The organism is Oerskovia turbata, from assembly GCF_000718325.1.
GTDB classification, from domain to species: Bacteria; Actinomycetota; Actinomycetes; order Actinomycetales; family Cellulomonadaceae; genus Oerskovia; species Oerskovia turbata.
Map to the genome: position 1 here is coordinate 230239 of NZ_JOFV01000005.1, position 24319 is coordinate 254557.

Consider the following 24319-nt stretch of genomic DNA (forward strand, 5'->3'; position numbering starts at 1 on the left):
GTCGACTTCGGCGAGGGGGCTGGGACGTCGGCGTCGCCCCTCGCGGTCCACCGTCCACCGATCCTCTCAGCCTTTGTCGGCGGTCGCCTGCCGGGTGTCGACCGGTACGTCCGCGAGCGCACGTCGGACGTCGTCGGCGATCAGATCACCGTTGGTCGCCGCAGCGGCCTGGACCCCGGCGGCGGCTGCGGCGACGACCTGCGCCATGATGTTCGTGACGTTGCCCGCGACGCGGACCCCGGGCAGCGAGGTCGCCCCCATCGGGTCGGACGGGACGTACGTCCCGACCACCGTGCCGTCGACGACCTGCTCCGCGGTCTCGATGCCCAGGGACTCCAGGACCGCGGACCGGGCCGTGAAGCGGGGCGCGACGACGAGGGCGTCGCACGGCACGACCTCCCCGGACGTCAGGCGCACGCCGCGCAGCGAGCCCTCCTGGACGTCGAGCGCCTCGACCGGACCGTCGACGACCCTGACGCCGCGTGCGTCGAGCGCGGCGTGGGTCGGTGCGTCCGGCGCGGGCTCCTCGTGGAGGAAGAGCGTCACGTCGTCGGTCCACTGCCGCCACATCTGGGCCTGGTGGAGCGCCATCGGGCTCGTGGCGAGGATGCCCACGGCCCGGTCGCGGACCTCCCAGCCATGGCAGTACGGGCAGTGCAGGACGTCCTTGCCCCAGCGCTCGGCGACCCCGGGCACCGCGGGCAGCTCGTCGACCAGTCCCGTGGTGACGAGCAGCCGGCGAGCGTGCAGGTCCCGGCCGTCCGCGAGCCGCACCTCGAAACCGCCGTCCGGCAGCCGGGCGGCGGACTCGACCTCGCCCTGCGTGATGCGGCCGCCGTGTGCCGTGACCTCGCCGCGACCGGTGGCCAGCAGCGCGGATGGGTCCTCGCCGTCGCGGGACAGGTAGCCGTGCATGTGCGCGGCCGGGGCGTTGCGGGGACGGCCGGCGTCGACCACGAGCACGTCGCGCCGCGCGCGGGCGAGAGTCAGGGCTCCGCTGAGCCCGGCCGCGCCGCCTCCGACGACGATCACGTCGTGGACACGGGGCGTGCGGTCGATGTGCGTGTTCTCACCCGTGGCGGGTGTCGGGCTCGTGCGGGTCATGGGGACCACCTCCTCGACGAGCATCGGCGCGCAGGGTCATCGGTGGCAACTCCTGTTGCCGAAGTGGCAAACTCGGGTGCATGGACGCACCCGCACCCGCACCCCAGGACGACCCCTTCGCCGCAGCCCTCGATGCCGTCGGCCCCCGCCTGCGCGCGCTGCGCCGGCAGCGTCAGCTGACCCTCGTCGAGCTCTCCGACCGCACAGGCATCTCCGTGAGCACCCTGTCCCGCCTGGAGTCGGGAGGCCGGCGCCCCACGCTCGAGCTCCTGCTGCCCCTCGCGCGCGAGCACGAGGTGCCGCTCGACGAGCTCGTCGGCGCACCGCCCACGGGTGACCCGCGCATCCACGCGCGGCCCGTGAGACGGGGAGACTCGACGATCCTGCCGCTGTCCCGCCGCCCGGGCGGGGTCCAGGCCTACAAGCAGGTCCTGCACGGGCGGACCTCGGACGTGCTGCCGGAGACCAAGGTGCACGAGGGCTACGAGTGGTTGTACGTGCTCGGCGGGCGGCTGCGGCTCCTGCTCGGAGAGCACGACCTGGTCCTGGGCGAGGGCGAGGCCGCAGAGTTCGACACCCGCACCCCCCATGCGGTCCTCAACGCCGACGAGCACCCGGTCGAGCTGCTCGTCCTGCACGGCCCCCAGGGCGAGCGGGCACACTTCCGCGCCCGGCCCCGGCAGCGTCGCGCCGACTGACTCGACCCGTCACGGCCCGCGACGACCACGCGCGTGCCGCGGCCAGCGCGCCGCAGGTGAGCGCCGCCGTCGGGCCCTGGTGGTCCCCAGGAACGCGAAAGCCCGCCAGGACGAGTCCTGACGGGCTTTCGGCGAACGAGCGGGAAGGCTCAGACGTGACGGACGACCTTGCCGGCCTTCAGGCACGAGGTGCACACGTTGAGACGCTTCGGGGTCCCCGAGACGATCGCACGGACGCGCTGGATGTTCGGGTTCCAGCGACGCTTCGTACGGATGTGCGAGTGCGAGATGCTGTGCCCGAAGCTCGGGCCCTTGCCGCAGACTTCGCAGTTGGCAGCCACGATTTCTCCTGATCGTCGTGCACGCCTCCGCGAAAGGACAGCGGCGACGTAGTGAATGGTCTGTGGGGTGAACGCTCCGAACCAGCACGCAGGCCGGGGAACGTCCGTGGTCGCCCGGATCTGTCCGGGCAACCTCCATAGGGTAGCCGATGGCCGCCCCCCACCCCAAACCGACCCGAGAGCGTGCATGGTGCAGCGCGCGGGGCGGACTACGGTGGTCCGGTAAGTATCGCAGGCTCAGCGGGGGTTCGGCACCCTCGTGCGCCCGACCCCGACGAAGGAGCCCCACGAGCGTGACGGACGGCACGGAGCACATCGAGCCCGCGGTGGTGCGGGAGTGGGTGGCGGAGACGGTCCGGACGCTCGGCCAGGCCAGGGCACGCATCGACCGCGCGAACGTGTTCCCCGTGGCCGACGCCGACACGGGCACCAACCTGTTCCTGACCGTCACGGAGGGAGCTCGGACCGTGGGCGAGGTGCCCGACGGCGCGCCCGTCGACGCCGTGCTGCTCGCCTTCGCGCGGGGCGCCCTGATCGGCGCGCGCGGCAACTCGGGCGTGATCCTCAGCGAGTTCCTGCGCGGGTTCGCCGGTGCGACCACCGTGGCCGACGAGCCCGTCGGGTCCCTGCGGGTCGCGACGCGCCTCGAGGCGGCGGCCCGCTCGTCCTCCGCGGCCGTCGCGGTCCCGGTCGCCGGGACGATCCTCACCGCGGCCGACGGAGCCGCCGTCGCCGCTCGCGTCGCGGCGGACGCCGGGGCAGGCCTGAGCGGCGTCGTGCTCGCAGCGCGCACGGGAGCGCACGACGCCATGCTGCGCAGCCCGCGAGAGCTCGACGTCCTGTCCCGCGCGGGCGTGCTCGACGCCGGGGCGTTCGGGCTCGTGCTCGTCCTCGACGCGCTGTGCCGGGCGCTGGGCGCCGTCGCCGACGACGTCGCAGACCTCGCCGACACCGCTGACCTGACCTGCACGACTGACACGACCGAACTGGCCGTGCTGGCCGACCTCGGCGCTCCCGACGCTGCGGGGGAGGGCCCCGGCACGGACTGCCCCCTGTCGGTGGCCGACGGCACCATGTCCCCCATGACGTCCCCCCTGGCGAGCGGGCTTGCCGGTGCCGCCCCTGCCGAGCCCGTGCCCGTCGGGATCGACGGCGAGTTCGAGGTCATGCTCGTGGTCGACGGCACGGACGGCACAGGTGCCCCGGCTCCGTCGCCGCCCCTCGCCGACGCGCTGCGCGCGGCGCTCGCGCAGGTCGGCGACTCGGTCGTGGTCGTGGGGGAGGGCGTGTGGCAGGCCCACGTGCACACCGACGACCCCGCGCGCGCCGTGCAGGCCGCCCGGACCGCGGCCGGCGACGCCCGGCTGCGCCAGGTGTGCGTCCGTCACCTCGCGACGCAGGTCGCCGCACGCGGACTCGCCGACGACCTGCACGGCCATGCGGTCCCGACGGCGGAGGTCCCCGAGCACGGCGTCGTCGCGATCACCTCGGCCCCCGGCCTCGTGCCGGACCTGGCCCGCAGCGGAGCCGTCGTCCTCCTCACGACCGACCAGGCGCCGACCCCGGGAGAGGTGCTGCGCGTGGCCGTGGACACCGGTGCGCGCCGCGTCGCCGTCCTGCCCGGGAGCGAGGTCGCGGCCGACGTGGCCCGTGAGGCCGGTGGGCTCGTCGGCCCCGGCGCAGGCGACCTGCGAGGCCTCGAGGTGCTCGACGCCCCCACCGACCTGCACGTCGTCGCCGCGCTCGCGGCAGCGGCCCTGGGATCCGTGGACGACGTCGTCGCCCTCATGCGCGCGACCCTCGACGACGTCCGGGCCGTCCAGGTCCCCGCGGACGGGGCGTTCGTGCGACCCGCGCTCGAAGGCCTCCTCCGGGCCGACGACGAGGTGCTGACCGTCCTGCCGGGGCGACGGGTCGACCCGGTCGTGATCGACGTCGTCGCGGGCATCGCCCGCCAGCGCGTCCCGGGCATCGAGGTTGTCGTCCTCGACTCGGGGCGCGACCACGCCGACCTGGAGCTGGGAGCAGAATGAGCAGCGACCCTCGTGCCGCGGGACCCGAGGCAGACGCGGACCACGTGACCGGCACGCGACGCCTCGCGGGCGACCTGGTGACCGGACCCGTCGACCGCTTCGCCGAGCCCCTGACCACGGTCCTCGGCCCGCGCTCGGCGGGCGCGCTCGCCAAGCTGGGCCTCGAGACCACGGGCGACCTGCTGGGCCACTACCCGCGCCGCTACGGCGACCCGGGCCGGCTCACCGACCTCGGTGGCCTGGTGCTGGGCGAGCACGTCACGATCATGGCGCGTGTCGTCCAGGCGACCGTGCGGGCCATGCGCTCGCGGGGCGGGGCCATGATGCAGGCCGAGGTGACCGACGGCGTGCACCGCCTCTCCCTGACGTTCTTCGCCAAGGGCACCGGTGCGCTGCGCACCCACGAGAGCCGCCTCCAGCCCGGTCGCACGGGCCTGTTCACCGGTGTCGTGAGCGAGTACCGCGGCACGCGCCAGCTCACGCACCCCGACTACCTGATCATCGGGGTCGACGCCGACGACGAGGAGGCCGCCCTCATCGAGGCACGCCGTCCCATCCCGCTCTACCCGGCGAGCGCCGCGATCCCGAGCTGGCGCATCCAGAAGGCCGTCCGTCAGGTCCTCGACCCGCTGACCGAGGACGAGGTGCCGGACCCGCTGCCGCCCGCCGTCCGCGAGGCCCGCGGCTTCGGGTCGCGGCACGACGCGCTCAAGGACGTCCACGAACCGTTCGACACGCGCCAGTGGCAGCACGGCCGGGACCGCCTGCGCTACGAGGAGGCGTTCGTGCTCCAGGCCGCGCTCGCCCAGCGGCGCGCGCGGGCCGAGGCCGAGGAGGCGACGGCACGGCCCCTGCGCGCACCCGGCGGACCCAGCGCGCTCGCGGACTTCGACGCATCGCTGCCGTTCACGCTCACGGCCGGGCAGCGCGAGATCGGTGAGGAGATCTCCGGCGAGCTCGCGCGCTCGCGGCCCATGCAGCGCCTGCTCCAGGGCGAGGTCGGCTCAGGGAAGACCGTCGTCGCGCTGCGCGCGATGCTCCAGGTGGTCGACGCCGGAGGGCAGGCCGCGCTCCTGGCCCCCACCGAGGTGCTCGCCGCGCAGCACGCCCGCACCCTGCGGGCGCTGCTGGGACCGCTCGCGGAGGAGGGCATGCTGGGCGGGGCCGACCACGGGACGCGCGTCGCGCTCCTCACCGGGTCCATGGGGGCCGCGGCCAAGAAGGGCGCGCTGCTCGACGCGGCGAGCGGCCGGGCCGGGATCGTCGTCGGGACCCACGCGCTGCTGAGCGAGAACGTGCAGTTCGCGGACCTCGGCCTGGTCGTGGTCGACGAGCAGCACCGGTTCGGCGTCGAGCAGCGCGACGCGCTGCGCGCCAAGGCCCGCACCAGCCCGCACCTGCTCGTCATGACGGCGACGCCCATCCCGCGCACGGTCGCCATGACGGTGTTCGGCGACCTCGAGACGTCGTCGCTCACCGAGATCCCGGCAGGGCGTGCAGGCATCACGACGCACGTCGTGCCCGCGGACAACGAGGCCTGGATGAACCGGACGTGGCAGCGCGTGCGCGAGGAGGTCGATGCCGGGCACCGCGCCTACGTGGTGTGCGCGCGGATCCACCCCGACGAACCTGCGGCGGGCCCGGGCGCCCCCGACGGGGCCGCCGCCCCCGCGAAGAAGAAGACCCGGACCGACGACTTCGACGAGGTGCCCGACTTTCTCGATCTCGACGGACAGGGCACCGGGTCGGACCGGCCACCGCTTCGCGCCGTGCTCGAGGTCGCCGAGGAGCTCTCGCACGTGCCCGCGCTGCGAGGGCTCGCCGTCGGCGTCCTGCACGGGCAGATGCCCCCCGCGGACAAGGAGAAGGTCATGGCCGACTTCGCGTCCGGGACCGTCCAGGTCCTCGTCTCGACCACCGTGGTCGAGGTCGGCGTGGACGTCCCCGAGGCCACCGTCATGGTCGTGTTCGACGCCGACCGGTTCGGCCTCTCGCAGCTCCACCAGCTCCGCGGGCGCGTGGGCCGCGGGTCCGCGCCCGGGCTGTGCCTGCTCGTCTCGACCGTCGAGCCCGGGACGCCCGCGGCCGTGCGCGTCGAGACCATGGCCGAGACCACCGACGGGTTCCGGCTCGCGACCGTCGACCTCGAGCTGCGCAGCGAGGGCGACGTGCTGGGCGCAGCCCAGTCCGGCAAGGCCAGCTCCCTGAAGCTGCTGCGGGTCGTCAAGGACGTCGCGGTCATCGAGCAGGCGCGGGCCGACGCGGCCGACGTCATCGCGGCCGACCCGGACCTGGCGGAGCACCCCGAGCTGCGCGCCGCGATCGCGAGCTGGCTCGACCCCGAGCGCGAGGAGTTCCTGGAACGGGCGTGACGGTCGCGCCGGTTCGCCGAGGGTGACGCCCGAGGGCGCCGAGGGTGACGCCCGGGGTCGCCGAGGGTGACGCACCGGAGCGCCGAGGGTGACGCCGCCCACGCGGCGCGGGCGTGCCGGAGGGTCCGTCTAGGCTGTCCGCATGACGAGGATCGTGGCCGGGACGGTCGGTGGACGCAGCCTGCAGGTGCCCCCCAAGGGGACGCGGCCCACGAGCGACCGGGTGCGCGAGGCGATCTTCTCGCGGCTCGAGCACTACGGGGTCCTCGACGGTGCGTACGTGCTCGACCTGTACGCGGGGTCCGGCGCTCTGGGGCTGGAAGCCGCCTCGCGGGGTGCGCAGCGGGTCGTGCTCGTGGACGCCGCGCGCGTCGCGGCCGAGGTCTGCCGGGCCAACGTCAGGACCCTCGGGCTGACGAACGTGCAGGTCGTCCAGGACAAGGCCGAGAAGTTCGTCCAGTCGGCGCCCGCGACCACGTGGGACGTCGTGTTCATCGACCCGCCCTACGACGTGTCCGAGGCAGTCGTCGCCGAGCTCCTGCGTCAGCTCGCGCAGACCTCAGCGCTCGTCGAGGACGCGGTCGTCGTGGTCGAACGGTCGACGCGCAGCCCCGAGCCGACGTGGCCGACCGCGTGGGAGCTGCTCGCCCGCAAGGACTACGGCGAGACCGCGGTGTTCTACGCGGGCCCCGTGGCGGCAGAGGAGCCGCAGGCCGACGCCTCCTGAGGCCCGCGCGAGACGGGGGCTGGCGTGCCAGACGCGGGCGGCCGGGCAGCCGGGCGGCCGGGCAGCCGGCCGGGAGGTGGGGGCGGGCGGGGTCAGCCCGCCGGCGCGCGCAGCGACGGACCGTCGAGCAGTCCCACGGGCACCCGGTCCAGCTCGTCCACCCCGAGCAGCTCGACCCGGTCGCCCGAGGTCGCGTCGAGCAGGGCGCGGGTCGGGGCGTCGTCGGCCAGGGACCCCTCGCTGGCCTCGATGTACTCCCGCAGGAACGTGCGCAGCGGCGCGGCGGGGACGCTCGTCGACTCCGGGCTCTCGGTCGCGAGCGTCATGAGCAGCAGCGCAGGGACGCGCTCGGCCCCCGGTTCGTTGCCCGGCTGGAAGTACGGCACCGCGAGCACGCGACCACCGTGGCGGGCGTAGAACCGCAGCCGCGCCTCGGGGTCGCCGTGCGCCTCGCTCGCGGAATGGAACTGCGGGTGCTCGACCTCGCCGAGCACCATGACCGGCCGCAGGTCCTCCCGCCACGCGGCGACCGCCGCCCCGAGCAGCGCGGCACCGATCCCACCTCCGCGGCGCCCGGGGGCGATCGCCAGGTACTGCACCAGCAGGACGCGCGCCTCGGCGGACCAGGACCCGACGACGCCCGCCACCACCCGACCGGTCGGCTCCGGGTCGGCCTCGCCCAGGGCTGTGCTCACCTTGCCGTGGCCGTCCGAGACGGTGCTCGCGCCAGCGTGCCCCGTGCCCGACCCACCCGACCCCGTGCCCGCCGTGGCCGCACGGGCCGGGGGAGCGGCGCCGTCGGGCACCTCGACGACACCCAACGACTCCAGGTGCCCCGCCGCGTGGTCCGCGAGGAACGAGTCGAGCGAGACGAGCTCGGCGGGCGGGAACGACGGGCTGAGCACGTCGCGGTAGAGCTGGGTGAGCTGCTCGACGGAACGCAGGGGGACGACGACGGGGCCGGACGCGGGAGGCATGGCCCCCATCCTGCCGCGCCCGTGGCTCCCGCGCAGGACGGTCGCCCCTCCCCGGCCGACCCCTGCCCCGGCCTGGTGCCGCCGCCCCACGGGCCGTCCGACCACCCTGACCTGCCCGGATTCCCGGCGGGCGTGTACTACCGTGGCGAGGTGACCATCGCCGTCTGCCCGGGGTCGTTCGACCCCCTCACCCTCGGCCACCTCGACATCGTCCGCCGCGCGCGCTCGCTGTTCGACGTCGTCGTCATCGGAGTCGCCCGCAACTCCTCCAAGTCCGCGCTGCTGAGCGCCGAGCTGCGCGTCGAGATCGCCCGTGCGGCCCTCGACGCGTCCCCGGGGCTCGAGGACGTCCGCGTCGAGATCGTGCCCGGCCTCCTCGTGGACTTCTGCCGCGAGGTCGGGGCCGCGGCCGTCGTCAAGGGGTTGCGGGGCGGTGCGGACTTCGACGCCGAGCTGCCCATGGCCCTCATGAACCGCCACCTCGTGGGCGTCGAGACGGTGTTCGTCCCGGGGGACCCGGCCCTCGCCCACGTCGCGTCCTCGCTCGTCAAGGACGTGGCCCGCTTCGGCGGCCCCGTCGACGACCTGGTGCCCGCGGGCGTCGGGGACCTCGTGCGCCAGGCGCTCGCGGACCGTGCGGCAGGCGCGTCGCCGGCCGGCGACCAGACGCGGCAGGCGAACCCCACCACGGAAGGAACAGGCCGATGAACGACCACCCGCTCGGGCAGACCGAGGACGAGGCGCAGACCGAGGCCGGTCTCCACGTGATCCTCGACGACCTGGCCCTGCTCGTCGAGAACGCCCGGGCGATGCCCATGTCGTCCTCGGTCCTCGTGCACAAGGCCGACGCCCTGGCTCTCGTGGACGAGATGCGCCAGGCACTGCCCGAGCAGCTCGCGCACGCGGACGAGGTCCTGGCCGAGGCCAACGCGGTCCTGGAGGACGCGAACCGGCAGGCCGAGGACATCCTCACCACGGCACGCGCCCGCGCGATCGAGCTGGTCCAGAAGGAGCAGGTCGCGGTGCAGGCCGAGTCCCGTGCCCGGGCGATCGTCGAGGAGGCCGAGCGGACCGCCGCGGAGCTGCGCGTCGACGCCGACGACTACTGCGACCGCCGCCTCGCGGAGTTCGAGGTGGACCTCGGCAAGATCATGGCGCAGGTGCACGCGGGACGCGCCAAGCTCGCGCAGCGCATCGGGGACTACCAGGGGCAGGCCGACGGGGCCTGACCGGGCAGTTCGCGAGGTTCGACGGCACTTCGGCGATGCCGTAAGATGGTCCGTTGGTCCTTCCTGTCATCGACTGGGACCGAGGACGCTCGTCCATCCCCCGAGTTCTCGCGGGACAGGCGTGCGTGCTGTGACCTTGAACACCGGTGGCCCGCTCGGGTCGCCGAAACCCTGTGGAGGAACCCATCACTCTCGACTCGCGCTCGCCTCTTGTGCTCGACACGTACGAGCTCGGTCGGCGTCCCGGATCGATGCGTGAGGTGACTCGCTCGGTCAAGGCTCCGGCCGACCTCGGAACCGTCGTGATCGGCATCCCTGAAGGCACCGACCTCGAGCTGGACGTCCGGCTCGAGTCGGTGATGGACGGTGTGCTGGTGACGGGGACTGCCCAGGCCCAGGCGGTCGGGGAGTGCGTGCGGTGCCTGGAACCGCTGACGGCTGACGTCGTCGCGGACATCCAGGAGCTGTTCGTGTATCCCGAGCGTGCGAAGGCCGCGGCAGAGTCCGGTGACGACGAGGACGAGGTGTACGAGCTCGAGGGCGACCTGATCGATCTCGAGCCCGCGCTTCGGGATTCCGTCGTCACTGCACTACCATTCAGACCGTTGTGTCAGCCCGATTGCCAGGGCCTGTGCTCCGAGTGCGGAGCACGTCTGGCGGAGGATCCTGATCACTCGCACGACATTGTCGATCCCCGGTGGTCGGCACTACAGAGCATGCTCGAGGATCCGAGCGTGTCCGACGAGACGAAAGAGAGCTAGCCGTGGCTGTTCCGAAGCGCAAGATGTCGCGCAGCAACACCCGTGCGCGTCGTTCGCAGTGGAAGACCACCGCCGCGAACCTCACGACCTGCCCGCAGTGCAAGGGCGACAAGCTGTCGCACGCTGCGTGCCCGACCTGCGGCACCTACAAGAGCCGTCAGTACGTCGAGGCGCTGCGCACCGAGCACGCAGGCTGAATAGCGTGACGCCGGACGCCCCCGCGGCCGCCGGTCTTCTCGAGAGGCTCGGGATCCACCTGGATCCCGAGCTTCTCGTGCTTGCACTGACGCACCGTTCGTTCGCGCACGAGCACGGCGGGATCCCGACCAACGAGCGCCTCGAGTTCCTGGGCGACACGGTCCTGGGCCTGGTCGTGACCGAGGCGCTGTACCGCCGCCACCCCGACCTCCCCGAGGGTGAGCTCGCCAAGATGCGAGCGGCTACCGTCTCGCAGAAGTCCCTCGCCGCGATCGCGCGCACCCTGGGGCTCGGCGGGTACATCCTGCTCGGCAAGGGCGAGGTGCGCACGCGCGGGAACGACAAGGACTCGATCCTGTCGGACACCGTCGAGGCCCTCATCGGCGCGACCTACCTCAGCCACGGCCTCGAGGTGGCGCGCGACCTGGTGCACCGTCTCGTGGACCCGACGCTCGCGGTCGCCGCGGACCTGGGTGCGGGGCTCGACTGGAAGACGTCGCTCCAGGAGGCGGCTGCGGCACGGAACCTCGGTGCGCCCGCGTACGCGAGCCAGGGAGACGGGCCCGACCACGCCCGCACGTTCACGTCCGAGGTCTCGCTCGACGGTGTCGTGTACGGCACGGGCAGCGGCTCGGCCAAGAAGTACGCGGAGCAGGACGCCGCCGAGATGGCCTACCGGGCGATCATCGAGCGCCCGCTGTCCGCGGCGGCCGTGCCGGCTGCCGACCCGGCAGACCCGGCAGACCCGGCCGAGCCGATCGACGGGGCGCACGGGACCGTTGCCTGAGCTTCCCGAGGTCGAGACCGTCCGTGACGGCCTGGCACGTCACGTCACGGGCCGGGTCGTCACCGGCGTCGAGGTCCTGCGCGACTACTCGGTCCGCCGCCACGAGGGCGGCCCCGAGAGCTTCCGCGGCCAGCTCGTCGGCCAGCGCGTGGGCGCCGCGGTCCGCCGCGGCAAGTACCTGTGGCTCCTCCTGTCGCAGGATCCCGCCGACGCCTCTGGTCGCAGCACCCTGCCCGACGGCGCAGCGCCCGCAGGCGATCACGTCACCGCTCTCATGGCGCACCTGGGCATGAGTGGCCAGCTCCTGGTCCGTTCGGGGACCGCCGCGGTCGACAAGGTGCCGCACCTGCGCGTCCGGCTCGAGCTGTCCGCGCTCTCCGGGGAGCCCGGGACGCCGCGGACCCTCGACTTCGTGGACCAACGCACGTTCGGGCACCTGTCCGTCACGGACCTCGCGCCCACGCCCGACGGTGGCCCCGGTGGCTGGGGCTCGGCTCTCGCGGAGATCCCCGAGCCCGCCGCCCACATCGCGCGCGACCTGCTCGACCCCGCGCTGCGGCGCGACGACCTCGCGAGGGCGATCCGCCGTCGTCGGACCGGTATCAAGCGGGCCCTGCTCGACCAGCGCCTCGTGTCCGGCGTGGGCAACATCTATGCCGACGAGGCGCTGTGGCGCGCCGGCCTCCACTACGCGCGCCCCACCGACACCCTGCGCCTGGCCGAGGCGCACCGCGTGCTCGACGCCGCCGAGGAGGTCATGCGCGAGGCGCTGGTCCAGGGCGGGACGAGCTTCGACGAGCTCTACGTCAACGTCAACGGCCAGTCCGGCTACTTCTCGCGCTCGCTCGCGGTGTACGGCCGCGAGGGCGAGGAGTGCACGCGCTGCGGGGCTCTCGTGCGGCGCGACGAGTTCATGAACCGGTCCTCGTACACGTGCCCCGTCTGCCAGAAGGTGCCGCGGAACGCGCGCTGGTAGGTAGGGCGGCGCTCAGCCGCGCAGGACCACGTTGCGCAGCGGGCGGCCGGCGCGCAGGTTCGCCAGGTTCTCCCGGACCAGTTCAGACGCTCCCTGGGGACGCCCGCCCGCGACGTGCGGCGTGATGATCGTGCGCGGGGCGTCCCAGAGCGGGGAGTCGGACGGCAGCGGTTCGGTCTCCGTCACGTCCAGGGCCGCACAGCCCAGCCGGCCCTCGCGCAGCGCGACGACGAGGGCCTCCTCGTCGACCGTGGCCCCCCGGCCCACGTTGACGAACACCGCGTGGTCCGGGAGCGCGTCGATGCGCGCGGCGTCGAACGCGTGGCGTGTGGCCGGGACGGCCGGCAGCAGAGAGACCAGGACGTCGGTCGTGGCGAGGACCCGTGGCAGGTCCGCGTCGGTCACGACCGGGAAGCCGTGCCGTTCGCCCGCCGAGCTCGCGACCCCTGTGACGTGCGCCCCCAGTGCCGCGTAGAGAGGCGCGAGCCTGGCGGCGATCGACCCGAACCCCCAGATCGTCACGCGCGCGCCGTGCAGCGTGAAGTGCCGGCTCGTCGCCGGGTCGGCCTGCAGGTCGGGCATCAGCGCGTCCCAGCAGTGCTCGCGCTGAGCCGCCCCGAGGCGGTCGAGGTCGCGGACCGCGGCCAGCGTGAGCGCAAGGGCGTGCTCGGCCACGGGGCCGTCGTGCAGCGACCGGCCGTTGGTCACGACCACCTCGGGGGCGAAGCCCGCCGCGAGGATCGCGTCCGGTCCGGCGGCAAGCGTCTGCACCCAGCGGAGCCGGGAGAGGTGGGTGGCGGCGTCGGCCAGGTTCTCGCGCGAGTTGGCCCACGCGACGAGGACCTCGGCGTCGCGGTGCTCCGCGGGCAGGGGAGCGGAAGCGTCGTACAGGACGACCTCGTCCGGCCTCGGCGGGCCGTCCCGGCCCGCCGGGGCCGCCCCCGGGGTGAGGTCGAGGGCGATCGTGTGGGGGACGAGGATCTTCACGCGTGGCTCCAGACGGGGGAAGGTGCGACGGCCGCGGCGGGCAGGACGCGGTCGAGAAGGCGCCCGTCGCGCGGACGGCCGGCGTCGGCCGACCCGGACCCGGCACGGTGGGCACGCCGACGCTACCAGCGCCGACACGTCGGCCGAGCAGGCAGGCGAGGGCCCCGCGCACCGCCCGGCGTTCCGGGGGCGCAAACCGGTCCCTGGCGATATGTTCGCAACGTCTGGCACGTCCCAGCGGTTCACGGCGACCCGCCCGTCCAGGGGGTCTTGGCGGCACGGAGGAACGATGGCCTCATCCACGGCGGAGTCGGGCAAGACGGGGGCGACCTCGACGGCCGCGACGGGGACCCGCGGGGCGCCGCCCACGCGCGAGGAGATGCGCGCGGCGATCACGGCCAGGACGCCCAAGAACTACATCACCTGGCTCATGCTCGCGTTCATGATCACGTCGTCGGTCGCGAGCCTGCGGGCCGCGCCGACCATGGCCGTGTACGGGCTGGCGGCGGTGTTCCTGTACATCGTGCCCGCGATCGTCTTCCTCCTGCCGACCTCGCTCGTGTCGGCCGAGCTCGCGTCCGGCTGGTCGGGAGGCGTCTACCGCTGGGTCGCCGACGGCATCTCGAAGCCCGCGGGCTTCCTCGCGATCTGGTGCCAGTTCGCGATGACGATCTTCTACTACCCGAGCCTGCTCGGGTACGTGGCGAGCACGTTCGCCTACGTCATCAACCCGTCGCTCGCGAGCAACGGCCTGTACGTCGCGATCGTCATCGTCGTGCTGTTCTGGACCGGGGTGTGGGTGTCGTCGCAGGGCACCAAGACCGTCGCGGGCCTGTCGAGCTTCGGCCTCATCATCGGGACCCTGGTGCCCGGCGCGCTGCTCGTCGTCCTGGGGCTCGTGTTCCTCGGGCAGGGCAACGCCTCGGCCGCTCCCATGGACGCCTCGCACCTGCTGCCGCAGTGGACCGGGATCGCGTCCCTCGTGCTCGTGGTCAACAACTTCCTGTCCTACGCGGGCATGGAGATGAACGCCGTGCACGTGACGAGCCTGCGCAAGCCCGCCAAGGAGTTCCCGCGCTCGATGTTCCTCGCGATCGGCCTGGTCCTGCTGATCTTCATCCTCCCGGCGCTCGCGATCAGCTGGGTCATCCCGGCCGACCAGCTCAGCCTCACGGCCGGCGTCATGCAGGCCTTCGACGTGTTCTTCGCGAACTTCGGGGTGAGCTGGCTGACGCCGATCCTGGGTCTCATGCTCATCGCGGCCTCGCTCGGCGGCATGCTGACCTGGCTCGCGGGCCCCTCGAAGGGGCTGCTGACGGTCGCGCGCGAGGAGGGGTACCTGCCGCCGTTCCTGCAGAAGCTCAACAAGCACGGCGTCCAGCAGAACATCCTGGTGTCGCAGGGGCTCGTGACGACCGCCATCGCGCTCCTCTACGCGTTCATCCCGGACGTCTCGAGCTCCTACTGGATCCTGTCGGTCATCACCACGCAGGTGTACCTGATCATGTACCTGCTGCTCTTCGTCGCGGCCGTCCGGCTGCGACGGAACAAGCCGGACCACCCCCGCGGGTACCGCGCGCCCGCGCTCACGCTGCTGTGCACCGTCGGCTTCCTGGCGTCGGTCGCGGCGATGATCATCGGCTTCGTGCCGCCCGCGCAGTTCTCGAGCGGCAGCGGCGGGGTGTACCTGCTGATCGTCGGTGGCGGGCTGGGCATCGTCGGGATCCTGGTGCCCGCGCTCTTCTACTTCCTGCGCAAGCCGGGATGGAAGAACCCGGACAACGTCGGGGGGCCGGAGGAACCGCTCGTCGACGCCCCGGCTGACGGACCGAAGGAGGCGTGACATGACCGCGACGTCCACCACCGAGGGCCCTGACGGCCTGCCCCAGCACGAGGACGAGCCGGGCGACTCCCGGCGCTGGATCCTCTACACCGCCGCGGCCCTGCTCGCGGTCGCCGTCGGAGTCCTCATGGCCGTGCTGTACCACAACTACCACGCCGCGCAGGATCGTGAGGTGGCCGAGCAGCGGGCCGCCGAGCTCCACGCCGAGTTCGAGGCGATCGGCATCACGGCCTTCGACGAGGACCAGATCGTCGCCGTCCTCGGGGCCGACGGGGGCGGGTTCTGCACCGACCCGGCCGCACTGGTCAAGGCGACGGCCAACCTCGGGTCCACCAACGGGGCCACCGGTCCCGGCAGCAGGCCCTCGCTCGTCGACGAGCGACGGCTCGCCGGGGACCGCCTCGTGATCGAGGTGTACTGCCCCGACCAGCTCGACGAGTTCGACGCCTACGTCGACTCGCTCAACCTCGACAGCAGCACGACGCACCAGGAGGACTCGTGAGCAGCACACCGGAAGACCTCGCTCCCCTGAAGGCGCAGGTGGCGTCGCTGCTGCCACGAGCGCTCGACGACCTGCGGACCCTGGTCGCGATCCCGTCGGTCGCCGACGAACGGCTGTTCCCGAAGGAGAACTGCGAGCGGGCGGCCCACTGGGTCGCGGACGCGTTCCGGGCCGAGGGGATCGACGACGCGCACCTGGAGGAGACCCCTGACGGGTCCCACGTGGTGCTGGGGCACCGACCCGGGCCGCCCGGGGCGCCGACCGTCCTGCTCTACTCGCACTACGACGTGCAGCCGCCGCTCGACGACGCGGCGTGGCGCACGCCCCCGTTCGAGCTGACCGAGCGGGACGGGCGACTCTACGGGCGGGGTTCCGCGGACTGCAAGGGCAACATCGTCACGCACCTCACAGCGCTGCGGGCCCTGCGAGCGCTCGGCGGTGACGACTACCCGGTCGGCCTCCGCATCGTCATCGAGGGCTCCGAGGAGCAGGGCACCGCGGGACTCGACCAGTACGTCGAGGCCCACCCGGGGGAGCTCTCGGCGGACGCGATCCTCATCGCGGACACGGGCAACGCGACGCTGGGCCTGCCGACGCTCACCGTGTCCCTGCGTGGCGCGGCCAACGTGGTCGTGACGGTCGAGGCGCTCGAGAGCGAGATCCACTCGGGCATGTTCGGGGGAGCGGCCCCCGACGCGCTCGCGGCCCTCGTCCACCTCCTGTCCTCGTTGCGCGACGACCAGGGCAACACCACCATCGACGGCGTCCCGTCCGAGATCGCCGACGCGACCTGGCCCGGCGTCGACTACGACCCCGACCAGTTCCGCAGCGACGCCGGCATGCTCGACGGCACGCGCCTGCTGGGGTCGGGGCGGGTCTCCGACCAGCTCTGGGCGCGTCCGGCGGTGACGATCCTGGGGATCGACGCGCCGAACGTCGTCGGCTCGGCCGCCGCGATCCAGCCGCGCGCGGCCGCCCGCCTCAACCTGCGCATCCCGCCCGGTGCGGACGCGCGCGACCTCCAGGACAAGCTCGTGGCCCACCTGGAGAACCACGCGCCCTGGGGGGTCAGGGTCACGACGGTGCGCGACGCCGTCGGGCAGCCGTTCCAGGCGCGCACCGACGGCCCCGTGTTCGACACGCTCTCGCGCGCCCTCGCGGACGCGTTCGGCAAGGAGACCGTGACGGCCGGCCAGGGCGGGTCCATCCCGTTGTGCAACGTGCTCGCGTCCGGGTACCCCGACGCGCAGATCGTGCTGCTCGGCGTCGAGGAGCCCGCGTGCCTCATCCACGCGCCCAACGAGTCGGTCGCGCCCAGCGAGATCGAGCAGCTCGCGGTCGGCGAGGCGCTCTTCCTGTCACGGCTGGGGGCGTCCCGGGCCTGAGCCGCTCCGCGCGGGCCCGTGTCACCGGGCCCGTGTCACCGGGCCCCCGTAGGGTCGTCCCGCCGGGCCGAGCAGCCCGCGGACAGGGAGGACGCACATGGGGACGTGGGGATCGGGACCGTTCGAGAACGACGGCGCGGGCGACCTGCTCGCGGCGCTGCGCGCAGGGAACTTCGGGATCGAGGACTTCAGCGGGTACCTCGACGAGGACTACCTCGAGGTCGACGACGCGCAGGCCGCGATCGCGATCGCGGAGGTGCTCGCCGTGGCCCGCGGCCTGCGGCCGACGGACGACCACCTCGAGGGGGTCGACGCCGTCGCGTTCGCCGGGTCGCTGACCGACCAGCAGCACGACTGGGTCCTCACGACGCTCGAACGCGCGGTCGAGGGCAGCGACACGTCCGAGCTCCACGAGCTCTGGGCCGAGAACGGGCCCCAGGACCTCGCGGGGTGGCGGGACCCGGTCGTGAGCCGCCTGGCGAGCCTGCGGTCGCCGGGCTGAGCCGACTCGTGGTGCAGGCGTCTGCGCCGCCGGGGCCGCCGGGTCAGGCGCTCGCGGTCTCCTGCGCGAGCGCCCACCGGTAGCCCTCGTCGTGCGCGAGCAGCTCGGCGTGCGTGCCACGGGCCAGCACGGTCGCGGGCGCGTCGGGGGACGCGTCGGCGGGTCGTCCCAGGAGCAGCACCTCGTCGACCGCGGCGAGCGCCGACAGGCGGTGGGTCGCGACCACGATCCCGCGCCCGCCGGTGCGGCTGGTCTCCACGAGGTGGGTGAGCAGCTCGTCGGCGGTCGCCGGGTCGAGGTGCTCGGCGGGCTCGTCGACGAGCAGCAGGGGCGCGGGGGCGAGCAGGGCGCGCGCCACGAGCAGCCGACGGCGTTCCCCGCCGGAGATCGTCGTCGCGTCGGGGCCGAGGGTCGTCTCGACCCCGTCGGGCAGTCCTGAGAGCCACTCGCCGAGCCCGACGTCGACCAGGGCGGCCGTCGCCTCGTCCGGCGTCACGTCCCCCCGGGCGACGCGCAGGTTCTCGAGCACCGTGGTGTCGAAGACGTGCCCGTCCTCGGCGACGAAGACGACCTGGTGCGCGACGTCGTCGGGCGGGAAGGTCGCGATCGGTGCGTCGTCGAGGCAGATGCTCCCCGCGACCTGCGGGATGAGCCCGGCGGTCGTCATGAGCAGGGTCGTCTTGCCGACGCCGGAGGGGCCGACGACCGCGACCGAGCGCCCGGTGCGCACCGCCAGGTCCACCCCGGTGACGGCCGGGCGCCCGTCCCAGCCGCACGCCGCGCCGGTCACGACGACCGCCGACCTGTCAGAACGAGCGTGACCTCTGGTGCTCGGTGGTCCTGACACGTCTCCGGGACTGGCCATCGTGTCAGAAGCAGCGTGACCTCTGGTGCTCGGTGGTTCTGACACGTCGGGAGCGGCGGCGGCGTCGAGCAGCTCCATGATGCGGCGGGCGGCCTGGCGCGAGCGGTGCATCTGCACCGCGGCGGCGGGCAGCACGCCCGCTGCTTCGAACACCGCGAGGGGCGTGAGGACGACGACGGCGAGCTCGACCGGGGTCAGCGTGCCCGCGGCGACGGCGGGGATCCCGAGCACCAGCGCGGCGAGCACGGCGAGGCCGATCGCGGCGTTGTTGACGGCTGCGGCCGTGCCCGACGTCCTGGCTCCCGAGTCGGTGACGGCCGCGAGCTCGCGGTCGGTGCGACGCAGCGCGTCCATGCGCTGGGCGAGGCGCCCCGAGACGGTCAGGGGTCCCGCGCCCTCGAGGGTCTCGAGCACGGTCGAGGTCATCTCGGCGCGTGCGGCGGCACCTCGTTCCTCGGTGCGCCGGGCGGCGCGTGCCGAGAGCCACGGGCCGAGGACGCCCGCGAGCAGCAGGCATGCGAGCAGCGCGACCCCGGCCGACGGCAGGAAGACCCCGACGAGGATCACCGAGCCCGCGGACACCACGAGCGCGACGCCGGCGGGGATGATCGCGCGCACGACGACGTCGCCCACGGCGTCGACGTCGGCGCCGACACGGGCGAGCAGGTCACCGCGTCGCACGCCCGCCACCGCCGCTGTACGCCCGGAGGCCAGCGAGGTGTACACGTTGGCGCGGAGCGAGGCCATGCCGCGCAGCGCGACGTCGTGCGAGGCCAGGCGTTCGAGGTAGCGGAACACACCGCGCGAGATGCCGAACGCGCGCACCGCGACGGTCGCCATGGACAGCTGCAGCACGGGGGGCATCTGCGAGGCGCGTGCGATGAGCCAGGCCGCGACGGCCGCGAGGCCGACCGAGCTCGCGAGGGCAAGCGACCCGAGGCCGATCGCCTTCGCGGCACGGCCCCAGCTCACGTCGAGCAGCCGGACCGCACGCCACAGCGGGTCGGTGCCGATCGTGGCCGCCGCACCGCCGCCAGGATCTTCGGCGGTGGGGGCGGAGGGACCCGGGGACTGGTCGGGGGCGCTCATGCGACGGCTCCTGACGAGGAGGCGGACGGCGTGGGCGCGCCGGGGTCGGCGCCGGGTGCCCCGTCCGGGACGGAGGGTGGGAGCGGTGCCGAGGACACCGTCACGACCTGGTCGGCGAGCTCGACGAGGCTCGTGCGGTGCGCGACCACGACGACCGTGCGTCCCTGGTCGCGCCACGTGCGGACGGCGTCGAGCACGGCCTGCTCGCCGCGCGCGTCGAGGTGCGCCGTGGGCTCGTCGAGCACCACGAGGGGGACGAGGGCCGGGTCGCCGAGCAGTGCGGCCGTGAGGGCGACGCGCTGGCGCTGGCCCACGCTGAGCCCCACGCCGCCCTGGCCGATCGCGGTGCGCCAGCCGTCGGGCAGGACGTCGAGCACGGCGTCGAGCCCGGACAGGCGCGCGGCGGCGGCAAGGTCGGCGTCGGGGACCTCGCGACCGTCGAGCACGACGTCACGCACGGTCCCCGGGGCGAGCGTGGGGCGCTGCGGCACCCAGGCGACCTGCGGCCACCAGGTGGTCGGGTCGACGTCCGCGAGGTCGACGGGCTCGCCGCCCGCCGGGGTCACCAGGACGCGCCCGGCGTCGGGGGCCAGCAGGCCCAGGAGCACCAGGGCCGTGGTCGTCTTGCCGGACCCGCTGGGCCCGGTCAGGGCGACCACGGTGCCCGACGGCGCCGCACCGGTCCTGGAGGCGTCGTCGGTGTCGCTTGCCGTGAGGCGGGCACCGAACGCGGCCGTCAGCGCGGCGGGGGCCAGCACGTCGCGGTCTCCCGCTCGCACGCTGACACCGTCGAACGTGAGGCGTGCGCCGGCGAGGGCCGGGGCGGGGACGGTCCCGACGGGCGGCAGCGGCTCGTCGAGCACCTCGAACGCCTGGTTGGCCGCCGCGATCCCGTCGGTCGACGCGTGGAAGTGCATGCCGACCTGCCGCAGCGGCAGGTAGACCTCGGGCGCCAGGACCAGGACGGCGAGCGCGGGCTCGAGACCGACCTCGCCGTACACGAGCCGCAGCCCGATGCCGACCGCGACGAGCGCGACCGACAGCGTCGTGAGCAGCTCGAGGACCATGCCCGACAGGAACGCGACGCGCAGCGTGCCCATGGTGGCGCGTCGGTTCGCGTCGCCGAGCGCCTTGACGCGCTTCTCGGGGCCGTGCTCGCGACCGAACGCGCGCAGGGTCGGGAGCCCGGCCAGCAGGTCGAGGACCTGCGACCCGAGCCGCTGCATCACCTTGAGCCGTCGCTCGGACGTCCCGGCCGTGAGCTGCCCGACGAGGATCATGAAGAGCGGGACGAGGGGGATCGTGACCGCGATGATGAGCGCGGAGATCCAGTCGAGGCCCAGCACCACGGCCAGGGTCGCGGGCGTGACGGTCGCTGCGAGGAGGAGCTGGGGCAGGTAGCGGACCATGTAGGGCTCGAGGTCGTCGAGCCCGCGCGTCGCGAGCGTCGCGACGGCCGGCCCGCGGCCGGTCGCCAGCCATCGGGGCCCGAGGGCCACCGCGTGGCTGACGACCTGCTCGCGGAGCTCCGCGACGGTCTTGGTCGCGGCCTTGAGCGCGAACCGTTCCTGCGCCCACGCGACCCCGGCGCGCACCACCACGACCGCGGCGAGCCACGAGAGGGGCGTGGCGACGTCGGGCAGCGTGAGGCCGCCCTGGATCGCGGGGGCGAGGACGCTCGCGACGAGCAGCGCCTGCGCCACGACGAGCCCGGCCGTGACGAGACCGAGCACGGCCGTGAGCACGACGTACCCGCGTGCCGCCCGCGCCTGGCGCAGGAGCCGTGGATCGAGAGGCTTCACGCGGGCGTGCTGCCGGTGCCGTCGCTCGTGCGGCCCGACGCCGCCGCGCCCGTCCCCGAGTCCTCGTCACCCGTGGCGGGGGTCAGGTCCAGGTTCTTGGCGCTGCCCGAGGACGGCCCGCCGAACGCGGAGTCCTTGAGCTTCCTGAGCGAGAGACCGATGGGTGGCGGGATGTCCTTGGTCGACAGGCGACGGCGGAACACCCAGTACGTCCACGACTGGTAGAGCAGCACGAGCGGCACCAGGAACACGGCGACCCACGTCATGACGGTCAGCGTGTACTGCGTCGAGGACGCGTTGTCGATGGTCAGCGAGTTCGCGGGGTCGAGAGCCGGCATCACGTCGGGGTACATGGACCCGAAGATCAGCACGGTCGCGGAGAGGATCGCGAGCGCGGAGAACAGGAACGCCCAGCCCTCGCGGGCCTTGGCGTTGGCGAGCACGACCCCCACCAGTGAGACGGCTGCGACGACGACCACGGCCCACGTCCACGGCACGGAGTAGGCGACCTGGGCCCACACGGCCCAGCCGCCGGCCACGAGCACCGAGGCGACCGAGAACCAGCCGGCCAGGCGGCGGGCCTTGACCCGGACCTCGCCGTCGGTCTTGAGGGCGATGAACACGGCACCGTGCATGAGGAAGAGCAGCACGGTCGTGAGGCCACCGAGCAGTGCGAACGGGCTGAGCAGGGCCCAGAAGCCGCCCACGTACTGGTGGGCCGCGTCGAGCTCGACGCCGCGGACCAGGTTGGCGAACGCGACGCCCCACAGGATCGCGGGGATCCACGAGCCGAAGACGATGGCCTGGTCGCAGCGTGCACGCCAGCGGTCGTCGTTGATCTTGCCGCGGTACTCGAACGCGACGCCGCGCACGATGAGCGCGAGCAGGATCAGGAAGAGCGGGATGTAGAACCCGGAGAAGAGCGTGGCGTACCACTCGGGGAAGGCCGCGAACGTCGCACCACCCGCGGTGATGAGCCAGACCTCGTTGCCGTCCCAGACCGGGCCGATCGTGTTGATGATGAGCCGACGCTCGGTGTCCTTCTTCGCCTTGTCCTTGTTGCGGGACAGGATCGGCAGGAGCATGCCCACGCCGAAGTCGAAGCCTTCGAGGACCAGGTAGCCGATCCACAGGATCGCGATGAGCACGAACCAGAGAATGGTGAGTTCCATGAGTACTGGGTCTCCTTGAGCCGTCAGAGCGCGTCAGTACGCGAAGGACAGGGGGCGGTCGGACTCGTCGGCCGAGTCCGGGTCGTCGGGGTCGCCCTTGGCGCGCGCCTCGGGGGAGTCGTCGTGCACGATCTCTGGCACGCCCTCGACCGAGTAGCGGTGGATGAGCGTGAACCACACGACCGCGAGGGCCCCGTAGACGAGCGTGAAGACGATCATCGAGGTCAGGACGACGCCGGGGCTCACCACGGTCGACACGCCGCGCTCGGTGAGCAGGCGGATCGAGTCGATCCCGGAGGGGTTGGGGGCGACGACCCAGGGCTGGCGCCCGGTCTCGGTGAAGATCCAGCCGAACGAGGACGCGATGAACGGCATGGGGATGGCCCAGATGCCGACGCGGGCGAACCACTTGTTGTCCGTGACCCGGCCCTTGCGGGTCAGCCACAGCGCCATGGCGGACAGGACGATCGACCCGACGGCGAAGCCGATCATGAGCCGGAAGCTCCAGTAGGTCAGCGCCAGGTTGGGGGAGTAGTTGACGGGCTCGCCGGCCGCGGTGAGGTCGCCGTAGCGCTCGGTCATGTTCTGCTGGACCTCGTCGACGCCCGGGAGGGGCGCGCTGAAGCTGCCCTCGGCCAGGTAGGAGGTCAGGCCAGGGATCTCGAGGATGTGGTTGACGCCCTCGCACGAGTCGGACAGGTCGCCGATCGCGAGGATCGAGAACGGCGCGCCGTCGGGAGAGCTCTCGCACAGCGCCTCGGCCGCGGCCATCTTCATGGGCTGCTGCTGGAACATGAGCTTGGCCTGGAAGTCGCCGCTGACCGCGACCCCGAGTCCGCCGACGATCATCGCGATGACGCCGAGCGTGATGGCCGGGCGGTAGACGTTGCGAGCGAGCTCGATGTTCTCGGCCTTCTTGGTGCGCACGAGGCGCACCATCCACCAGGCGGCGATGCCGGCGACGAACGTGCCCGCGGTGAGGAAGGCCGCGGTGATGGTGTGCGGGAACGCCGCCCACAGCGTGTTGTTGGTGAGCACGGCACCGATGTCGTTCATCTCGGCGCGACCGGTCTCGGGGTTGTAGATGGTCCCGACGGGGTGCTGCATCCACGAGTTGGCCGCGAGGATGAAGAACGCCGAGAGGTTCACGGCGATCGCCACGGCCCAGATGCACGCGAGGTGCACCTTCTTGGACAGGCGGTCCCAGCCGAAGATCCACAGGCCGAGGAAGGTCGACTCGATGAAGAACGCGGCGAGCGCCTCCATGGCGAGCGGGGCACCGAAGACGTCTCCGACGAAGCGTGAGTACTCGCTCCAGTTCATGCCGAACTGGAACTCCTGCACGATCCCCGTCACGACACCGATCGCGAAGTTGATGAGGAGGAGCTTGCCGAAGAACTTGGTGAGCTTGAGCCACCGCTCGTTCCCCGTGCGCACCCATGCGGTCTGCATGATGGCGACGAGAGGAGCGAGCCCGATCGTCAACGGCACGAAGATGAAGTGGTAGACGGTCGTGATGGCGAACTGCCACCTCGCGAGATCGAGGACGTCCACAAACGCTCCTGGGGGGTTCCTGGGGGCTACCGGGGGTTCTGAGAGGTCGTCTCAGGGCAGGGTCAGCGTTCCTACTGCTGACGCTATGACCAATCTGCACCATCGGCGAGGGGTGCAGGCGCCAAAACTCTCGGGAAACGACAGTTTGTGAGAACCTTCACAAGGTCCGGATCGGGACCTTGGTCCTCTGGACGACACGGGCGGCGGACCTGTAGATGCCCATCTGATCGACGTCGGCTGTGCGATACTTGACCCAGCAAGGGGGACCACATCTCCTCCGTGCCCAGTACGTGCTCGACGCAACCGCAGTCCGCGGCTCGCGGAGCGCCGCCGAACGGGAAGAATGGCCCGCCCGGCGAAGCGCCCCCCGCCGCCCGCCCTTGCCCGAGCCGCCACCGCCGACTTCCGTCGCGGG

At 73.1% G+C, this 24319-nt stretch carries 22 protein-coding genes; 14 read left to right on the forward strand and 8 right to left on the reverse strand.

From position 1 onward, the window contains the following. Nucleotides 1-66: 66 nt before the first annotated feature. The gene (locus tag IE95_RS0106630; RefSeq protein ID WP_051702850.1) at nucleotides 67-1104 is read right to left on the reverse strand and encodes an NAD(P)/FAD-dependent oxidoreductase; all 1038 of its coding nucleotides are present in this window, start codon (nucleotides 1102-1104) and stop codon (nucleotides 67-69) included. A gap of 80 nt (nucleotides 1105-1184) precedes the next feature. Between IE95_RS0106630 and IE95_RS0106635 the strand changes: the two genes are divergently transcribed. Then, entirely contained in the window at nucleotides 1185-1802 is a 618-nt protein-coding gene (locus IE95_RS0106635; RefSeq protein ID WP_030150849.1) for a helix-turn-helix domain-containing protein, read from the forward strand. A gap of 149 nt (nucleotides 1803-1951) precedes the next feature. On the opposite strand, the gene rpmB is transcribed toward IE95_RS0106635, so the two are convergent. Next, complete coding sequence (gene rpmB, locus IE95_RS0106640) at nucleotides 1952-2143, reverse strand: 50S ribosomal protein L28 (RefSeq protein ID WP_030150850.1); 192 nt, start codon at nucleotides 2141-2143, stop codon at nucleotides 1952-1954. A gap of 293 nt (nucleotides 2144-2436) precedes the next feature. Between rpmB and IE95_RS0106645 the strand changes: the two genes are divergently transcribed. The 3 genes from IE95_RS0106645 to rsmD all read left to right on the forward strand — a co-directional run bounded on the left by IE95_RS0106645 (nucleotide 2437) and on the right by rsmD (nucleotide 7275). Next, on the forward strand, nucleotides 2437-4176 hold the full coding sequence (locus tag IE95_RS0106645; protein WP_030150851.1) for a DAK2 domain-containing protein: 1740 nt from the start codon (nucleotides 2437-2439) through the stop codon (nucleotides 4174-4176). Next, on the forward strand, nucleotides 4173-6548 hold the full coding sequence (locus IE95_RS0106650) for an ATP-dependent DNA helicase RecG (protein ID WP_084689896.1): 2376 nt from the start codon (nucleotides 4173-4175) through the stop codon (nucleotides 6546-6548). The genes IE95_RS0106645 and IE95_RS0106650 overlap by 4 nt, the downstream gene beginning before the upstream one ends. 142 nt (nucleotides 6549-6690) lie before the next feature. Beyond that, entirely contained in the window at nucleotides 6691-7275 is a 585-nt protein-coding gene (gene rsmD, locus IE95_RS0106655; RefSeq protein WP_030150853.1) for a 16S rRNA (guanine(966)-N(2))-methyltransferase RsmD, read from the forward strand. A 92-nt stretch (nucleotides 7276-7367) separates the two neighbouring features. On the opposite strand, the gene IE95_RS19500 is transcribed toward rsmD, so the two are convergent. Next, nucleotides 7368-8252 carry a hypothetical protein gene (locus IE95_RS19500; protein ID WP_051702824.1) on the reverse strand — a complete coding sequence of 295 codons (885 nt, stop codon included), beginning with the start codon at nucleotides 8250-8252 and terminating at the stop codon, nucleotides 7368-7370. A 150-nt stretch (nucleotides 8253-8402) separates the two neighbouring features. Between IE95_RS19500 and coaD the strand changes: the two genes are divergently transcribed. The 6 genes from coaD (at nucleotide 8403) to mutM (ending at nucleotide 12203) form a co-directional block, all read left to right on the forward strand. Continuing rightward, nucleotides 8403-8960, forward strand: coding sequence for a pantetheine-phosphate adenylyltransferase (gene coaD, locus IE95_RS0106665; RefSeq protein ID WP_051702851.1), 558 nt, complete (start codon nucleotides 8403-8405; stop codon nucleotides 8958-8960). Beyond that, nucleotides 8957-9481, forward strand: a complete 525-nt coding sequence (locus IE95_RS0106670; protein ID WP_030150856.1) for a hypothetical protein — start codon at nucleotides 8957-8959, stop codon at nucleotides 9479-9481. Before coaD ends, IE95_RS0106670 begins: the two co-directional genes overlap by 4 nt. A gap of 173 nt (nucleotides 9482-9654) precedes the next feature. Then, entirely contained in the window at nucleotides 9655-10242 is a 588-nt protein-coding gene (locus tag IE95_RS0106675; RefSeq protein WP_030150857.1) for a YceD family protein, read from the forward strand. 2 nt (nucleotides 10243-10244) lie between these two features. After that, on the forward strand, nucleotides 10245-10439 hold the full coding sequence (gene rpmF / locus IE95_RS0106680; protein ID WP_030150858.1) for a 50S ribosomal protein L32: 195 nt from the start codon (nucleotides 10245-10247) through the stop codon (nucleotides 10437-10439). Between the two features lie 5 nt (nucleotides 10440-10444). After that, the gene (gene rnc, locus IE95_RS0106685; RefSeq protein WP_211249070.1) at nucleotides 10445-11227 is read left to right on the forward strand and encodes a ribonuclease III; all 783 of its coding nucleotides are present in this window, start codon (nucleotides 10445-10447) and stop codon (nucleotides 11225-11227) included. After that, the gene (gene mutM / locus IE95_RS0106690; RefSeq protein WP_030150860.1) at nucleotides 11220-12203 is read left to right on the forward strand and encodes a bifunctional DNA-formamidopyrimidine glycosylase/DNA-(apurinic or apyrimidinic site) lyase; all 984 of its coding nucleotides are present in this window, start codon (nucleotides 11220-11222) and stop codon (nucleotides 12201-12203) included. The genes rnc and mutM overlap by 8 nt, the downstream gene beginning before the upstream one ends. Nucleotides 12204-12215: 12 nt before the next feature. On the opposite strand, the gene IE95_RS0106695 is transcribed toward mutM, so the two are convergent. Further along, nucleotides 12216-13190, reverse strand: a complete 975-nt coding sequence (locus IE95_RS0106695; RefSeq protein ID WP_030150861.1) for a phosphoglycerate dehydrogenase — start codon at nucleotides 13188-13190, stop codon at nucleotides 12216-12218. 289 nt (nucleotides 13191-13479) lie between these two features. Between IE95_RS0106695 and gadC the strand changes: the two genes are divergently transcribed. The 4 genes from gadC (at nucleotide 13480) to IE95_RS0106715 (ending at nucleotide 17422) form a co-directional block, all read left to right on the forward strand. After that, entirely contained in the window at nucleotides 13480-15033 is a 1554-nt protein-coding gene (gene gadC, locus IE95_RS0106700) for a glutamate/gamma-aminobutyrate antiporter GadC (RefSeq protein ID WP_240666216.1), read from the forward strand. Nucleotide 15034: 1 nt separating this feature from the next. Continuing rightward, complete coding sequence (locus IE95_RS18720; RefSeq protein ID WP_051702825.1) at nucleotides 15035-15535, forward strand: hypothetical protein; 501 nt, start codon at nucleotides 15035-15037, stop codon at nucleotides 15533-15535. Next, a complete protein-coding gene (locus IE95_RS0106710; RefSeq protein WP_030150864.1) occupies nucleotides 15532-16920 on the forward strand; it encodes a dipeptidase in 1389 nt (462 codons plus the stop codon). The genes IE95_RS18720 and IE95_RS0106710 overlap by 4 nt, the downstream gene beginning before the upstream one ends. Nucleotides 16921-17017: 97 nt before the next feature. Beyond that, on the forward strand, nucleotides 17018-17422 hold the full coding sequence (locus IE95_RS0106715) for a DUF4259 domain-containing protein (protein ID WP_030150865.1): 405 nt from the start codon (nucleotides 17018-17020) through the stop codon (nucleotides 17420-17422). Between the two features lie 43 nt (nucleotides 17423-17465). Here the strand turns inward: IE95_RS0106715 and cydC are convergent, their stop codons facing one another. From cydC to IE95_RS0106735, 4 genes are read right to left on the reverse strand one after another with little or no spacing between them, the layout of a single operon-like run. After that, complete coding sequence (cydC, locus tag IE95_RS0106720; protein ID WP_084689897.1) at nucleotides 17466-19376, reverse strand: thiol reductant ABC exporter subunit CydC; 1911 nt, start codon at nucleotides 19374-19376, stop codon at nucleotides 17466-17468. Continuing rightward, nucleotides 19373-21178 carry a thiol reductant ABC exporter subunit CydD gene (gene cydD / locus IE95_RS0106725; RefSeq protein ID WP_084689898.1) on the reverse strand — a complete coding sequence of 602 codons (1806 nt, stop codon included), beginning with the start codon at nucleotides 21176-21178 and terminating at the stop codon, nucleotides 19373-19375. Before cydD ends, cydC begins: the two co-directional genes overlap by 4 nt. Next, on the reverse strand, nucleotides 21175-22350 hold the full coding sequence (cydB, locus tag IE95_RS0106730; RefSeq protein ID WP_084689899.1) for a cytochrome d ubiquinol oxidase subunit II: 1176 nt from the start codon (nucleotides 22348-22350) through the stop codon (nucleotides 21175-21177). The genes cydD and cydB overlap by 4 nt, the downstream gene beginning before the upstream one ends. Nucleotides 22351-22383: 33 nt before the next feature. Beyond that, nucleotides 22384-23904, reverse strand: a complete 1521-nt coding sequence (locus IE95_RS0106735; RefSeq protein WP_030150869.1) for a cytochrome ubiquinol oxidase subunit I — start codon at nucleotides 23902-23904, stop codon at nucleotides 22384-22386. Between the last annotated feature and the right edge of the window lie 415 nt (nucleotides 23905-24319).

What these genes read in the sequence shown, in the direction of transcription:
- IE95_RS19500 (WP_051702824.1), bottom strand. Translation starts at nt 8,252, where the DNA reads ATGCCTCCCGCGTCCGGCCCCGTCGTCGTCCCCCTGCGTTCCGTCGAG.
- gadC (WP_240666216.1), top strand. Translation starts at nt 13,480, where the DNA reads ATGGCCTCATCCACGGCGGAGTCGGGCAAGACGGGGGCGACCTCGACG.
- cydC (WP_084689897.1), bottom strand. Translation starts at nt 19,376, where the DNA reads ATGAGCGCCCCCGACCAGTCCCCGGGTCCCTCCGCCCCCACCGCCGAA.
- IE95_RS0106630 (WP_051702850.1), bottom strand. Translation starts at nt 1,104, where the DNA reads ATGACCCGCACGAGCCCGACACCCGCCACGGGTGAGAACACGCACATC.
- rsmD (WP_030150853.1), top strand. Translation starts at nt 6,691, where the DNA reads ATGACGAGGATCGTGGCCGGGACGGTCGGTGGACGCAGCCTGCAGGTG.
- IE95_RS18720 (WP_051702825.1), top strand. Translation starts at nt 15,035, where the DNA reads ATGACCGCGACGTCCACCACCGAGGGCCCTGACGGCCTGCCCCAGCAC.
- IE95_RS0106715 (WP_030150865.1), top strand. Translation starts at nt 17,018, where the DNA reads ATGGGGACGTGGGGATCGGGACCGTTCGAGAACGACGGCGCGGGCGAC.
- IE95_RS0106635 (WP_030150849.1), top strand. Translation starts at nt 1,185, where the DNA reads ATGGACGCACCCGCACCCGCACCCCAGGACGACCCCTTCGCCGCAGCC.
- IE95_RS0106670 (WP_030150856.1), top strand. Translation starts at nt 8,957, where the DNA reads ATGAACGACCACCCGCTCGGGCAGACCGAGGACGAGGCGCAGACCGAG.
- IE95_RS0106650 (WP_084689896.1), top strand. Translation starts at nt 4,173, where the DNA reads ATGAGCAGCGACCCTCGTGCCGCGGGACCCGAGGCAGACGCGGACCAC.
- cydB (WP_084689899.1), bottom strand. Translation starts at nt 22,350, where the DNA reads ATGGAACTCACCATTCTCTGGTTCGTGCTCATCGCGATCCTGTGGATC.